This is a genomic window from Pedococcus sp. P1_H8 (assembly GCF_056405175.1).
The window spans coordinates 229873-243125 of record NZ_JBFUCP010000006.1 but is presented as its reverse complement, the minus strand read 5'-3'; the positions used below and the strand labels follow the sequence as shown (position 1 = coordinate 243125).

The 13253-nt window shown below is 70.2% G+C and carries 13 protein-coding genes and 1 pseudogene; 5 read left to right on the top strand and 9 right to left on the bottom strand.

The annotated features are described in order from the left end of the window. The first annotated feature begins 31 nt into the window (after nt 1–31). The 3 genes from AC1DYG_RS10875 to AC1DYG_RS10865 are packed head-to-tail and all read left to right on the top strand — an operon-like array spanning nt 32 to nt 1712. Nucleotides 32–628: an N-acetyltransferase family protein gene (locus AC1DYG_RS10875; RefSeq protein WP_477639864.1), complete on the top strand. Its 597-nt coding sequence runs from the start codon at nt 32–34 to the stop codon at nt 626–628. Next, nucleotides 625–1401, top strand: a complete 777-nt coding sequence (locus AC1DYG_RS10870; RefSeq protein ID WP_477639863.1) for an AzlC family ABC transporter permease — start codon at nt 625–627, stop codon at nt 1399–1401. Before AC1DYG_RS10875 ends, AC1DYG_RS10870 begins: the two co-directional genes overlap by 4 nt. Next, nucleotides 1398–1712: an AzlD domain-containing protein gene (locus tag AC1DYG_RS10865; protein WP_477639862.1), complete on the top strand. Its 315-nt coding sequence runs from the start codon at nt 1398–1400 to the stop codon at nt 1710–1712. The genes AC1DYG_RS10870 and AC1DYG_RS10865 overlap by 4 nt, the downstream gene beginning before the upstream one ends. A gap of 51 nt (nt 1713–1763) precedes the next feature. Here the strand turns inward: AC1DYG_RS10865 and AC1DYG_RS10860 are convergent, their stop codons facing one another. From AC1DYG_RS10860 to AC1DYG_RS10840, 5 genes are all read right to left on the bottom strand, one after another. Further along, the gene (locus AC1DYG_RS10860; RefSeq protein WP_477639861.1) at nt 1764–2132 is read right to left on the bottom strand and encodes a VOC family protein; all 369 of its coding nucleotides are present in this window, start codon (nt 2130–2132) and stop codon (nt 1764–1766) included. 23 nt (nt 2133–2155) lie between these two features. Continuing rightward, complete coding sequence (locus AC1DYG_RS10855; protein WP_477639860.1) at nt 2156–2503, bottom strand: hypothetical protein; 348 nt, start codon at nt 2501–2503, stop codon at nt 2156–2158. After that, on the bottom strand, nt 2504–3256 hold the full coding sequence (dapB, locus tag AC1DYG_RS10850; RefSeq protein WP_477639859.1) for a 4-hydroxy-tetrahydrodipicolinate reductase: 753 nt from the start codon (nt 3254–3256) through the stop codon (nt 2504–2506). Between the two features lie 87 nt (nt 3257–3343). After that, nucleotides 3344–5887 (bottom strand): ExeM/NucH family extracellular endonuclease, encoded by a 2544-nt coding sequence (locus AC1DYG_RS10845; protein ID WP_477639858.1) that lies wholly within the window; start codon nt 5885–5887, stop codon nt 3344–3346. A 203-nt stretch (nt 5888–6090) separates the two neighbouring features. Further along, entirely contained in the window at nt 6091–7320 is a 1230-nt protein-coding gene (locus AC1DYG_RS10840; RefSeq protein ID WP_477639857.1) for an NAD(P)/FAD-dependent oxidoreductase, read from the bottom strand. A gap of 116 nt (nt 7321–7436) precedes the next feature. Here AC1DYG_RS10840 and AC1DYG_RS10835 point away from each other — a divergent pair. Beyond that, nucleotides 7437–7592: pseudogene (locus AC1DYG_RS10835) on the top strand (hypothetical protein); the annotation flags it as partial. A gap of 466 nt (nt 7593–8058) precedes the next feature. Here the strand turns inward: AC1DYG_RS10835 and AC1DYG_RS10830 are convergent. Beyond that, nucleotides 8059–10473, bottom strand: a complete 2415-nt coding sequence (locus tag AC1DYG_RS10830) for a polyribonucleotide nucleotidyltransferase (RefSeq protein ID WP_477639856.1) — start codon at nt 10471–10473, stop codon at nt 8059–8061. A gap of 146 nt (nt 10474–10619) precedes the next feature. Continuing rightward, complete coding sequence (rpsO, locus tag AC1DYG_RS10825; RefSeq protein WP_140737145.1) at nt 10620–10889, bottom strand: 30S ribosomal protein S15; 270 nt, start codon at nt 10887–10889, stop codon at nt 10620–10622. Nucleotides 10890–11098: 209 nt separating this feature from the next. Between rpsO and AC1DYG_RS10820 the strand changes: the two genes are divergently transcribed. Beyond that, complete coding sequence (locus AC1DYG_RS10820; protein ID WP_477639855.1) at nt 11099–11488, top strand: TfoX/Sxy family protein; 390 nt, start codon at nt 11099–11101, stop codon at nt 11486–11488. A 5-nt stretch (nt 11489–11493) separates the two neighbouring features. Here the strand turns inward: AC1DYG_RS10820 and AC1DYG_RS10815 are convergent, their stop codons facing one another. Together AC1DYG_RS10815 and AC1DYG_RS10810 are read right to left on the bottom strand one after the other, a co-directional pair. Then, complete coding sequence (locus AC1DYG_RS10815; protein ID WP_477639921.1) at nt 11494–12594, bottom strand: acyltransferase family protein; 1101 nt, start codon at nt 12592–12594, stop codon at nt 11494–11496. Nucleotides 12595–12653: 59 nt separating this feature from the next. Beyond that, nucleotides 12654–13223 (bottom strand): GNAT family N-acetyltransferase, encoded by a 570-nt coding sequence (locus tag AC1DYG_RS10810; RefSeq protein ID WP_477639854.1) that lies wholly within the window; start codon nt 13221–13223, stop codon nt 12654–12656. Between the last annotated feature and the right edge of the window lie 30 nt (nt 13224–13253).

Below are 13253 nucleotides of genomic sequence, written 5' to 3'. Positions count from 1 at the left end.
GCGGCGCAGCACCGATGGCAGGATGCAGGGCATGGCTCACCAGCACGACCACGCCGGTCACACCTCCTCCCCCGGACCGCTCGCCGACGCCAGCGTCCGGGTGGCGCGCGAGACCGACACTCCTGCCGTGGGGCTCGTCCAGGCCACCGTGTGGCGCGAGGCGTATGCCGCGGTGCTGCCCGCGGAGGTGCTGGAGACCTTCGAGCCACAAGCCTTCGCGGCTGTCTGGCGGCAGTCCCTTGCCGCACCTCCCCAGGGGGTCTACCGGCTGCTCGCCGCCTGCGCGGGCGACCAGGTCGTCGGCTTCGCGGCCATCGGCCCGAGCCAGGACCCTGATGCGTCCCCAGGCACTGGTGAGCTGTCGGCCCTCGGGGTTCACCCACAGGCACGTCGGGTCGGACACGGGTCACGGCTGCTGAACGCGGCCGTCGACACGCTGCGCGGCGCCGGTGCGGACCGCTTGCACACCTGGGTGCTGGCCGGCGACGAAGCCACCCGGGCCTTCCTCCTCGCCGCGGGGCTCAACCCTGACGGCGCGTTCCGCGACCGGGTGGTCTCCCCCGACGGTGAGACCGCACGCGAGGTCCGCCTGGTCGCCGACATCACGCCGGAACCTCCGGGCCGGTGAGCACGACCCTGACCCCGGAACGCCGTTCCCGGGTCGTGCGCCAGGCCCTGTCCGTGGCGGTGGCGACGGGGACCTACGGCATCAGCTTCGGTGCCCTGTCGGTCGCCGCGGGGCTGTCCATCCTGCAGACGCAGGTGCTGTCGCTGCTGCTGTTCTCGGGCGGGTCGCAGTTCGCCTTCGTGGGGGTCATGGCGGCTGGGGCGGCCGGCGGACCCGCCGCCATCGCCACCTCCACCCTCCTCGGCGTCCGCAACGGCCTGTACGGACTGCAGGTCGCGCGGATGCTGGACGTGCGTGGGCTCCGGAAGGTCTTCGCCGCCCAGTTGACCATCGACGAGTCGACGGCAGTCAGTGTCGCCCAGCCCGAGACGGTCGCCGCGCGACTCGGCTTCTGGGTGACCGGCGTAGGGGTCTTCGTGCTGTGGAACGCGACGACGCTGGTCGGCTCGGTCGTCGGCGATGCCATGGGCGATCCCCGCCGCTACGGACTCGACGCCGCCGCGGCGGCAGCCTTCTGCGCCCTTCTCTGGCCGCGGCTGAAGTCGCGGGATGCCGTCGCCATCGCCGTCCTGGCCGCGGTGATCGCCGTGCTCGTCGCGCCGCATGCTCCTGCCGGCGTCCCCGTCCTGGTCGCCGCCTGCACCGCACTGCTGGCGGGCGTGTGGCAACGCGCGCACCACGACCCGTCGCCACCGCACCAGTGGCCTGACGAGGCGGCGCTGCAAACCGGGACCGCGCCACCCGGGACCGCGAAGCCGGAGACCACACCATGAGCACGTGGACCGCCCTGCTCATCGCGTGCGGGCTGGCCTTCGTCCTCAAGTACCTCGGCTACGTCGTGCCGGCGTCGTGGCTCGACGGCGAACGGACGACGCGGATCACCTCGGCGTTGCCCATCGCCTTGTTGGCCGCCCTCGTCGGCGTGCAGACCCTGACCTCGAGCTCGGGGGCGATCACGCTCGACTCGCGTGCTGCCGCGGTCGGTGTGGCCATGGTGGCACTGGTGCTGCGGGCGCCGTTCATCGTCGTGGTGGTGCTGGCGGCCGCGGTCGCGGCGGGACTGCGGCTCCTCGGCCTGCCCTGACCCCCCGAAGCCACGCCCCGGCCCCAGAGGTCGCTGCCCCGACCCCAACGGTCACGGCCACTCGCGAGCATCCTCGAGGAACCTGTCACCGGTCTGGATCCCGACGACGCAGAAGATCACTCCGCCAGGATCAGCCATGATGACGTAGCGACCCCGGTCGTCCACCGTGGTCGCACCGAGGGCCGTCAGCCGCCCGACCTCGGCACGGACGTTGTCCGTCTCGATGTCCAGGTGGACGCGCGGCGGTCCGTCCTCGAGTCGCTGGACCTCGAGGTTCAGGGTCCCGATCTCGCCGACGCTCGCATAGGGACCGTCCTCGACCGGGCGCACGCCCTGCGCACCTGCCCAGAACGCGAGGCCTGCGTCGTAGTGCTCGCCAGGATGGTCGATGAGGACGATGCCGATGCGCGAACGGTGCATGCCACCACGGTATGCCGCGCGTCTCAGGGACGCGAGGTCCGCCAGGCCCGCACCGCGGCGCGGTAGTGCGCCTGCTCGCCCTTGCGGTCCTTGGCGACCCGACAGGTCTCCGCCTGCTCGAGCTCGTCAGCCCAGGCGCCGTGGGCACCCGACTCCCGGGCCTGCGCCATCATTCGCGAGCCATCCCGCGCGAGCCTCACCAGTGGCATCATCGCCAGCAGCGCGACGACCGGGATGAGGATCACGGCGATACCGAACAGCACGGCCACGGGCCGACCGTCCCGGACCAGCTCGACTCCCCGCCAGCCGATGGTCGCGCAGTAGAACCCCAGCACCGCGAGCAGGACCAGAGCGGTGACCTTCTCGCGCACTCAGTCGTCCAGGCCGAGGTAGTGCTCGAGCCCGACGGTCAGCCCGGGGTGGGCGGCGACCCCGCGAATCCCCTCGAGGACACCTGGCATGAAGGAGGTCCGGTCGAACGAGTCGTGGCGCAGGGTGAGCATCTCACCCTCACCACCGAGCAGGACCTCCTGGTGGGCGACCAGCCCACGCAGCCGGATCGAGTGCACGGGTATGCCGTCGACGCGCCCGCCGCGTGCCCCGTCGGGATCCTGGGTGGTGGCGTCCGGGACGGCGCCAAGTCCGGCGTCAGCGCGGGCGGCGGCGATGAGGCTGGCGGTGCGTGCTGCCGTGCCCGATGGCGCGTCCACCTTGTTGGGGTGGTGCAGCTCGACCACCTCCACCGACTCGTAGAACCGTGCGGCCTGCTGGGCGAAGCGCATCATCAAGATGGCACCGATGGCGAAGTTCGGGGCGATGAGCACGCCCACGGACGGGTGCTCGGTGAGCTGGTCGCGCACCGACGCCAGCCGCCCCTCGTCCCACCCTGTCGTGCCGACGACGACGTGCACGCCACGGGCGACGCAGTGCGCCACGTTGGCCGGGGACGCAGCCGGGACCGAGAACTCCACGACGACAGCGGCACCGCCGAGGTCGCCGAGCTCGTCGGCCTGGTCGAACTGCCCGACCAGCTCGAGGTCCGGCGCGTCGGCGACCGCCCGGCACACCTGGGCGCCCATGCGTCCTGCCGCACCGATCACGGCCACCTTGATCGTGTCACTCACGGTCGCCAGCGTAACCACCTGCCCACGACGACGGGCCCGGTCCCCCGTTCGGGAGACCGGGCCCCGTCGCTCGCGGAGCTGGTTCGACTACTTCACGAAGGCCGTGAGTCCCAGAACGACCGGGTCGTGGTCGGACGACCGGTACGGCCCCGGGTCGTGGAAGTCGGTCGAGTGGTAGTTGTACCGGCTGTACTCCATGGCCACCGACTCACCGGAGTTGATGTTCCAGTGGTCGGCCCCGGTCGACATCCGCAGTGCGTGGTCGTTGACGAGGATGTGGTCCAGCGAACCGGACAGCCCGCTGAACGAGTACGAGTAGCTGTTCGGGTCGAAGCGACTGCCGACGTCGGTGTAGCCCGCCTTGTAGAGGACGTCCAGCGGGTCCTCCATCGTGTACGAGTTGTAGTCGCCTGCCATGACGATCCCCTTGGCGCCGTACTCGGCTGCGACCCCGGGCACCCAGTCGCGGAGGGCCTGGGCCTGCAGGATGCGGCTGGTGACCGACGCACCCTGGCCGTCGCCGCTGTCGGCGTCGCCCGGGAACGGACCGGCCGAACCCTTGGACTTGAAGTGGTTGACGACGAACAGGAACTTGTCGCCCTTGCCGGTCTTCGCCTTGAAGGTCTGGGCGATGGGCTCACGGGCGTTGCCGAAGGCCTGGCCATCCTCGCTCTGGTCGCCCAGGGCGCGCGACCGGTCGACCCGCATGACGGTGGCTGGCTGGTAGATGATGGCGCTGGTGATGAAGTCCTGCTCGTCTGGCGAGGGCAGGTCGGTCGAGGACGGGACGAACGCCCAGGTGCCGGCGCCCGCCTTCGCGTTCAACGCCGCAACGAGCGCCGCCAGGGCAGCGTCACGGTCGTGACCGAACCGTGCGGAGTTCTCGATCTCCATCAGCCCGACGACGTCGGCGTCGAGCGCGGTGATCGCCGACACCTCCTTCTCGGTCTGGCGAGCGAGGTCACCGGCATCCCAGGCACCCCGCCGGGTGCAGGGGCTGCCGTCGACGCCGCGGACCGTGTCGCCGTTGTCGTCGCGGTCGTAGAAGGCCACGCAGGTCGGGTCGGCGTCGCCGAGATCGGTGAAGTAGTTGAGGACGTTGAACGAGGCGACCTTGAGGTCGGGAGTGCCGAGCTGGTTGATGTCGGCGGTGTCGGGCGCAGCCGTGCGGGTGTTCTCGAAGCTGACCGGTGACGTCGCGTTGTCGGGGCCGACGACCTGGGCCGTCGGCTGGAAGCGCCACAGGTTGAACCGGTAGTCCACGACGACGGGAGCGGTGAAGGTGGCCGCCTCGCCGACCCGGACCGGCTTGGTGTTGGAGACGTAGGCGGGCGTCAGGTCGCCGTTGAGCAGGCACGGGATCGGACGGCCGGCGCAGGTCGCTGCGCTGAAGCTGCTCGCCGTGAAGTTGCTGGAGGCACCGTCGTCGAGGGTCACCGCGCGCGTGGCGTTGTCGGCCACGACGGCCGCGGCCTCGGGGCTGCCGGGGGCGCCCACCTCGGTGTTCTGCAGCAGCGGGTGGTCACCCACGGCCAGGCCGACCTCGCCGAACTGGTTGGTGCCGAAGGTGTTGGTCACGGTGTAGTCGCCGGTGGGCTGGAAGAGCATGCTCTCGATCGACTCACGCCCGGCGCCGGTGGTCGGCCACGGCACGGTCAGCGGCTGGACCGGGCTGAACTCGCTGCCCGCGTCGCTGATGTTCGCCGCGGAAGCGGTGATCTCGGTCAGGGTCCCCGGGTCGGTCGATGCGCTCCGGAACTCGCTGACCGCACCGGTCACCTGAACGTAGTTGCCGACCTCGACGTCGGGGTCGAGGGGGCTGCCGGAGCCGCCCGTCTGGAAGACGAAGAGTCCCTCGGAGGCGCCGGACGAGCTCGGCTCGGGACCGGTCCCCTGGGTCTGGATGTAGAAGCCGTGCAACCCGCCCGTGGGGTAGGCCGCGGTGACGACCCCCTTGGTGGTCACCGTCTGCCCCGACAGCTGGGTGCTCGGACCCGTGCCCTGGATCTCGGCGATCGTCTTCTCTTCCGGGCCGGGCGGCGTCGTGCAGGTCGTGCCGCACGCCACCGGGCTCGGGGCCCCGGCGGCGAAGTCGGCGGCGTTGTCGGCGGTGTTCTGCGGTCCCGCCTTGCGGCTGACCGACACGGTGTTGCTCGGGGCCGGCGTGGGGCCGGTCCCCGCGTAGTCGTTCGCCGCGCCGAAGCCGACGAAGTCGACCACGGAGGGCTGGGCGGAGCACGGGTTGAGGCCGGACTTCGCGGTGCACGGGGTGGCCGTCCCGCCGAGCGGCGTGACGTTGTTGACCAGGGCCACCTTGCCGGCGCCGCCGGCCATCGCGATGGTTCCGGAAGCATCGAACGGGACCTCGGTGGTCCCGGCGGTGCCCGCGGCCTCACGGACGACGTAGCTGCCCCCGGCCGGCAGGAACCCGGCCAGCCCGGTGACCTGCCACGAGACACCGGTCGACCCGGCGTACTGCACCGACCAGCCGTTGAGGTTCACTGTGGACGCGCTGGTGTTGACCAGCTCGATGAAGTCGTTGCGGTACGTCGCGCCGGTGTTGCCGCCGCCGCCGTAGACCTCGTTGATCACCACGGGCGCACCGACCGAGGGCGCCGCGAGGGCACTCATCGGGGCGATGCTCACAACTCCGGCGGTGAGGGCTATGGCGCCCACCGCTCCCATCACGTGCTTGCGGGGTAGGCGCACAGCAGTCCTCCAAGGCGAACTCAGGATTGACAGCCTTGGGACGGTGGTCCGGGCCGATGGGGCATCACACCACGGCCACGGCGAATAGGAAACGGCTGGGACAGGTCGCGAAGGTAAAGGTCAGGTCAGGGTTTCCCGCTGAGCCCTTCCAACGGCAGCGCGGGGTCGGCCAGCCGGTCCGGCGCGACCACGCTCCTCGACCGGATCAGGGCCTTGACCGCGTCCCCGACGTCCCACACGTTGACGTTCATCCCCGCGGAAACCCGGCCGTCGCGCAGCCAGAACGCCACGAACTCCCGTGTCGCCAGGTCTCCGCGCACGACGACGTCGTCGTCCGGACTCCCGAGGCCGTGGTACTCCATCCCGAGGTCGTACTGGTCGGTGTAGAAGTAGGGCAGCTCCGCCTCCGGCCCCTCCTGGTCGAGCATCGCCGCGGCCACCAGCGGGGGCTGGTTGAGGGCGTTGGCCCAGTGCTCGACGCGGATCCGCTGCCCGAGGAACGGGTGCTCGACGTTCGCGACGTCCCCCACCGCGAAGATGTCGGCGTCGCTCGTGCGCCCCACCGCGTCGGCCGTCACGCCGTTGTCGACGTCCAGCCCCGCAGCCTGCGCGAGCTCGACGTTGGGAGTCGCCCCGATCCCCACCACGACGGCATCGGCCGGCACGACCGAACCGTCCGCGAGCCGCACGCCCGTGACGGCAGAGTCGCCCTCCACGGCCTCGACCGTCACGCCGGTCCGCAGGTCGACTCCGTGCTCGCGGTGCAGGTCCGCGAACACCTGGGCGATCGTCGGCCCGAGCACTCGCACCAGCGGCAGGTCGAGCGCTTCCAGCACCGTGACCTCGGCACCGGCCTCGCGCGCCGCCGACGCCACCTCCAGCCCGATCCAGCCGCCGCCGATGAAGACGATGCGCCGCCCGGGGCCGAGCGCGGCACGGATCGCCTGGCTGTCCTCGATCGTGCGCAGCGAGAACACCCCGTCGAGGTCGGCACCGGGGATGGTGAGCCGTCGCGGAGCGCTACCGGTCGCGAGGACGACCCGGTCGTAGGCCGTGCGTTCACCGGTGTCGGCCACCACCTCTCGGGCGTCGCGGTCGATGCTCACCACGGTCGTGCCAGTGCGCACGTCGATGTCGTGACCGGCATACCAGTCCTCGTCGTGGACGTAGACGTCCTCGAGCTTGTCACCTGTCTTGAGGTAGTCCTTGGACAACGGCGGCCGCTCGTAGGGCAGGTGCGGCTCGCCCGCGAAGAGCACGACGCGCCCCTCGAAGCCGCGCTCGCGCAGGGCCTCGGCGGTCTTGGCGCCAGCCAGCCCGCCACCGATCACGACGAAGGTCCGGTCGTCAGTCATGCGTCATCCTCTGGCTCGGCTCTTTGGTCCACTCACTACTCCACTTTCTAAAGGAGTGTTAGATTGACTTTAGGAGTGGTGTCCCCATTAGTCAACGAGCCGTTCGAGGAGCGTGAATGTCGCCCGAAGCTCACGACGTGCACGACGTGCACGACGGCATCGAGTCCGTGGGCGCCCTCGCCGAGCCGTCCCGACGGGCGTTGTACGACCACGTGGCGAGGCAGCGCACGGCGGTCAGTCGCGAGCAGGCGGCCGAGGCCGTGGGACTCCCGCTCCACTCGGTGAAGTTCCACCTCGACCGGCTCGTCGACGAGGGCCTGCTCGAGGTCGAGTTCCGCCGCCTGAGCGGCCGCCGGGGGCCGGGCGCGGGCCGACCCTCCAAGCTCTACCGCCGCGCCCGGGGCGAGGTGTCGGTGTCGCTCCCCGCCCGGCAGTACGACCTGGCCGCCGCCGTCCTCGCCGACGCCGTCGAACGAGTGGGGCGCGACCACGTGACGCTCGACCGGGCGATCGACGACGCGGCGAGCGACGCGGGTCGGGCACTGGCACGGGGCACCCCCCGCGCTCGTGGCCCCGAGGCTGAGCTGCGCACCGTGTCGGAGCTGCTGGCGCGGCACGGCTACGAGCCCTCCCCGACCGACGACGAGACCGAGCTCGAGCTGGCGAACTGCCCGTTCGACCGGGCCGGCATACCGATGGGGTATGCCGGCCCGCTGTCAGGTGCGGTGGTGCGTGGGCTCAGCCCGCCGCGTCCTCCGACGTGGCCGGAGCCGCGCTGTCGGACACGTCGACCCCACGGTCGTCGCCACTGCGCTCACCGCGTCCGCCACGACGGCGGTTGCGGCTGCGACCACCGTCACGACGCTCGCCGCTGTCGTCACGCTCTCCGCGCTCGTCGCGGGGTGCGTCGGCGTCGGCGTCGGCGGTCGGGGCCGGGGCCTCGTCGCCTGCCTCGGCGTCGCCGCCCTCACCCTCGGCGAGCACTGCCGCGAGGGACAGCTTGCCGCGCGGGTCGATCTCCTTGAGCTCGACCTGGACCTTCTGGCCCACGGCCAGGACGTCCTCGACGGCCTCGATCCGCTTGCCACCGACGAGCTTGCGCACCTCGGAGATGTGCAGCAGACCGTCCTTGCCCGGCAGCAGGGAGATGAACGCACCGAAGGTCGTGGTCTTGACCACGGTGCCCAGGAAGCGCTCGCCGATCTCCGGCATCTGCGGGTTCGCGATGGCGTTGATCTGGGCCCGGGCGGCCTCGGCCGAAGGGCCGTCGGTCGCACCGATGTAGATCGTGCCGTCGTCCTCGATCGAGATCTGCGCGCCGGTCTCGTCCTGGATCTGGTTGATCATCTTGCCCTTCGGCCCGATGACCTCGCCGATCTTGTCGATCGGGACCTGCACCGAGATCACGCGAGGAGCGAAGGGGCTCATCTCGTCGGGTGCGTCGATGGCCTCGTTCATGACGTCGAGGATGTGCAGGCGGGCGTCGCGAGCCTGGGTCAGCGCGCTGCCGAGCACCGAGGCGGGGATGCCGTCGAGCTTGGTGTCGAGCTGGATGGCCGTGACGAACTCGCGGGTACCGGCGACCTTGAAGTCCATGTCACCGAACGCGTCCTCGGCACCCAGGATGTCGGTCAGCGCGGCGTACTGCGTCTCACCGTCGACCTCCTCGGAGATGAGGCCCATCGCGATGCCCGCGACGGCGGCGCGCAGCGGCACACCGGCGTTGAGCAGCGACAGGGTGGAGGCGCAGACCGAGCCCATCGACGTCGACCCGTTGGAGCCGAGAGCCTCGGACACCTGGCGGATCGCGTAGGGGAACTCCTCGCGGGTCGGCAGCACGGGCATCAGGGCCCGCTCGGCGAGCGCTCCGTGACCGATCTCGCGACGCTTCGGCGAACCCACCCGACCGGTCTCACCGGTGGAGTAGGGCGGGAAGTTGTAGTTGTGCATGTAGCGCTTGCGCGTCACGGGCGACAACGTGTCGAGCTGCTGCTCCATGCGGAGCATGTTCAGCGTGGTGACGCCCATGATCTGGGTCTCGCCACGCTCGAAGATGGCCGAACCGTGCACGCGCGGCAGCACCTCGACCTCCGCGCCCAGGGCGCGGATGTCAGCGAGGCCACGGCCGTCGATGCGGACCTTGTCGCGCAGGATGCGCTGACGGATCAGCTTCTTCTGCACGGACTTGTAGGCCGCGGACAGCTCCTTCTCGCGGCCCTCGAACTCACCGGCGAGCTTCTCCTTCATGGAGTCCTTCAGCTCGTCGATACGGTCCTCGCGCTCCTGCTTGCCGGCGATGGTGAGCGCCTGCGCCAGGTCGTCGGAGGTCGCAGCCTCGACGGCGGCGTACGTGTCGTCCTGGTAGTCGAGGAAGATCGGGAACTCCTGGACCGGCTTGGCGGACTTGCTCGCCAGGTCGGCCTGGGCCTCGCACAGGACCTTGATGAACTTCTTGGCGGCCTCGAGGCCCTCGGCGACGACCTCTTCGGTCGGAGCCTGCTTGCCCTCGTTCTTGACGAGGTTCCAGGTCGACTCGGTGGACTCGGCCTCGACCATCATGATCGCGACGTCATCGCCCGCGATGCGGCCCGCGACGACCATGTCGAAGGTCGAGCGCTCGATGTCGGAGAAGTTCGGGAAGGCAACCCACTGGCCGTCGATCAGCGAGACGCGGACGCCACCGATCGGACCGGAGAACGGCAGACCCGAGATCTGGGTGGAGGCGCTGGCCGCGTTGATGGCGAGCACGTCGTACTGGTGGTCGGGGTTGAGCGCGAGCACCGAGATGACGACCTGGACCTCGTTGCGCAGACCCTTGGTGAAGGTCGGGCGCAGCGGGCGGTCGATCAGGCGGCAGGTGAGGATCGCGTCGGTCGACGGGCGACCCTCGCGGCGGAAGAACGAGCCGGGGATCTTGCCCGCGGCATACATCCGCTCCTCGACGTCGACCGTCAGGGGGAAGAAGTCGAAACCTTCGCGCGGGTGCTTCCCGGCGGTGGTGGTGGAGAGGAGCATCGTGTCCTCATCCAGGTAGGCGGCAACTGCGCCACCGGCCTGCTTGGCCAGGCGTCCGGTCTCGAACCGGACCGTGCGGGTGCCGAACGAACCATTGTCGATGGTCGCTTCGGCGAAGTGGATCTCTGGACCCTCCATTGGGCCCTCCTTCTTTTGTTCTGGTGACCCTGGTGCATCGTCGTTGTGCACGGGTGTTCTTCGTGGGTGGTGCTGAACGCGGGCGGCGTGGTGCCTACCCCATGCGAGAGGGACGGCCCTCATGGAGGACCGTCCCTGTCGAATGCTTAGCGGCGCAGACCGAGGCGCTTGATCAGCGAGCGGTAACGCTCGACGTCGACACTCTCGAGGTAGCGCAGGAGCCGGCGACGCTGGCCGACCAGGAGGAGCAGGCCGCGGCGGCTGTGGTGGTCGTGCTTGTGCTGGCGCGAGTGCTCGGTGAGGTCGAGGATGCGCTGCGTCAGCATCGCCACCTGGACCTCGGGGGAACCGGTGTCGCCCTCGTGCGTGGCGTACTCGGACATGATCTTCTTCTTGACGTCGAGGCTCAACGGCATGGGTCGGCACTGCTCCTTTGTGTGATCGTTGCGCGGTGCGCCAGGGCTGGTTCACCTGGGCTCTCTGGATCCGCGGCCGGTCTACGGCGGTTCCAAGGTTACCAGCGGGCGGGTTGGGCCCCTAATCGCCGCCTGGCCGCCCCGCGTGTTCCCCCCGCGTGCTCCTCCGCGTGCTCCCCAGGCGGGCGCAAGCGGTGTTGGATGGGGACATGCAGATGCCCAAGCACAGTGACGAGGCCAAGGCCCGCTTCCGGAGCCTGATCAGCGACGCGCCAGGGGTCGAGGTCAAGCCGATGTTCGGCAGTGTCGGCGCGTTCGTCAACGGCAACATGTATGCCGGGTTGTTCGGTGAGGACGTCGGGGTCAAGCTCGACCCCGCAGGGCTGGAGGAGCTGCAGGCACTCCCCGGCAGCGGTCCGTTCGGACCGGCCGAACGCCCGATGAACGGATGGCTGTCGCTGCCCTCTGACCTGTCCGATGAGGAGACGTCGGCTTGGACGGACCGCGCGCGAGACCACATCGCCACCCTGCCGCCCAAGGTCAAGAAGGCAACGGCCAAGAAGGCAACCGCCGGGAAGGCAGCAAAGCCAACCACGTAGCCAGATCAGCCGCGGGTACCCGCCAGTTCGGGCTCCCGATCGTGCTGACGTTCGATCTCGGCTTCGGGCTCAGGGCGGGCGACGGCCCGCGAACGCGCGTGCAGGAACGTTCGCGCCGGGCGTTCGACCAGGACGTGCATCAGCCAGGCGGCGCCGCCGAGGACGAGCACCAGCGCCACGACCGCCAGACCTGCCGTCCACCAGGCGTCCTCGCCCCACTCACGCAGCCACGTGATGACCGGACGCAGGAGGTAGTGGGTCATGTAGAGGCAGTACGACGCCTCTCCCGCGGCCACCATGAACGGCGTGGAGAGCCAGCGCCACACCGAGCCCCCGGCCGTCGCCACGACCGCCACGACCAGCCCCATCACCGGGGCCATCCAGTAGTCGCCGGACGCGACCGCCGGGACCAGGGCCACCACGAGCACGACGACAGGCAGCAGCGGAGCCAGTCGTCCGAGGGCCACGCCGCCGCGCACCCAGGCGAGGCAGAGGAACGCCCCGGCGACGAACTCACCCATGATTCGCACGTAGAACATGTGCTCGAGGTTGCCGTTGGGCAGGGCGAACACCGCGAAGACGGTGAGCATCACGGCATACGACAGGGCGGCGAGCAGCACGGAGCTGCGGGCCCGGACCACCCGCGCGGCGAGCACGAAGAGCAAGGGCGCCACGAGGTAGGCGAACCATTCCGAGCCGATCGACCACGCCGGACCGTTGAAGCTGGGCCGGTCGTTGAACCAGTTGTGCACCATGAGCACGTTCTGCCCGTATGCCGCGGGCGTGCGCCGCTGCCCGCCCTCGCCTACGCCGAGGGTCCCCATGGCGACGGCCATGGCGAGGTCGATGTTCAGCGCCACGACGTGCACCGGCCAGACGCGCGCGAACCGGTTGCGGATGAACGAGACCGTCGCCTGGGCAGAGAAGGTCTGCATGGAGTCGGCGTAGTTGTAGGCCAGGATGAAGCCGCTCAACGGAAAGAACAGGTCCACGCCGAGGTAGCCCGCCCGCATCAGGGTGTCGGCAGGCACCGTCCACGGGGCGAGCGCCTCGAGGTCGGGGCGGTAGTGGAACAGCACCACCCAGGCGGCCGCCAGGACGCGCAGTCCGGTGAGCGCGGGCAGCGGCGAGCGGCGCTCCGAGGTCGGAGTCGCAGTGCGGGAACTCAGGAGTCAGCCTCGGCCAACCACTCGTCGGCGCGCAGGGCGTAGATCGCCAGGTCGGTCCACTGCTCCTTGAACCACGAGGCCTTCTCGAACATGGCCTCGCGGCGCATGCCCAGCCGTTCGCAGATGCGCGACGACCCGGTGTTGACCGGCTCGAGCTGGGCCCACACGCGGTGCACCCCGACCTCACGGAACGCCGCGTCAGCGATGGCTCTGGCCGCCTCGGTCGCGTAGCCATGACCCGCCACATCCGGGGCGAAGACCCAGCCGATCTCGGCCTGCCGTCCGTCGTGGCCGTCGAGTCCGTCGAGGTGGATGAGCACGTCCCCGATGACGCGACCGCCGAGCTCGACCGCGAGGGTGAGGATCGGTGACTTCTCGTCGACGCGGCCGGCGGTGGCCCGCTCGGCCACGAGGTCCGCCACCTGCTCGCGGGTCTTGGGCTCGCCGGGGATGTACCTCACGACGGACGCCACCGACCGGTAGGCGAAGACGTCGTCCTCGTCACCTGGACGGAAGCTGCGCAGGACGAGCCTCTCGGTCGTGATCGGCAGGCTGACGCGCGGCATACCGGGAAACTCCGAACTGTCCGCGGGCGG

Excerpts from the sequence above, each read along its gene's own strand:
- rpsO (WP_140737145.1), bottom strand. The coding sequence starts at position 10,889 with ATGCCGTTGAGCCTCGACGTCAAGAAGAAGATCATGTCCGAGTACGCC.
- AC1DYG_RS10840 (WP_477639857.1), bottom strand. The coding sequence starts at position 7,320 with ATGACTGACGACCGGACCTTCGTCGTGATCGGTGGCGGGCTGGCTGGC.
- AC1DYG_RS10860 (WP_477639861.1), bottom strand. The coding sequence starts at position 2,132 with ATGCACCGTTCGCGCATCGGCATCGTCCTCATCGACCATCCTGGCGAG.
- AC1DYG_RS10875 (WP_477639864.1), top strand. The coding sequence starts at position 32 with ATGGCTCACCAGCACGACCACGCCGGTCACACCTCCTCCCCCGGACCG.
- AC1DYG_RS10820 (WP_477639855.1), top strand. The coding sequence starts at position 11,099 with ATGCAGATGCCCAAGCACAGTGACGAGGCCAAGGCCCGCTTCCGGAGC.
- AC1DYG_RS10810 (WP_477639854.1), bottom strand. The coding sequence starts at position 13,223 with ATGCCGCGCGTCAGCCTGCCGATCACGACCGAGAGGCTCGTCCTGCGC.
- AC1DYG_RS10845 (WP_477639858.1), bottom strand. The coding sequence starts at position 5,887 with ATGAGTGCCCTCGCGGCGCCCTCGGTCGGTGCGCCCGTGGTGATCAAC.
- AC1DYG_RS10865 (WP_477639862.1), top strand. The coding sequence starts at position 1,398 with ATGAGCACGTGGACCGCCCTGCTCATCGCGTGCGGGCTGGCCTTCGTC.
- AC1DYG_RS10830 (WP_477639856.1), bottom strand. The coding sequence starts at position 10,473 with ATGGAGGGTCCAGAGATCCACTTCGCCGAAGCGACCATCGACAATGGT.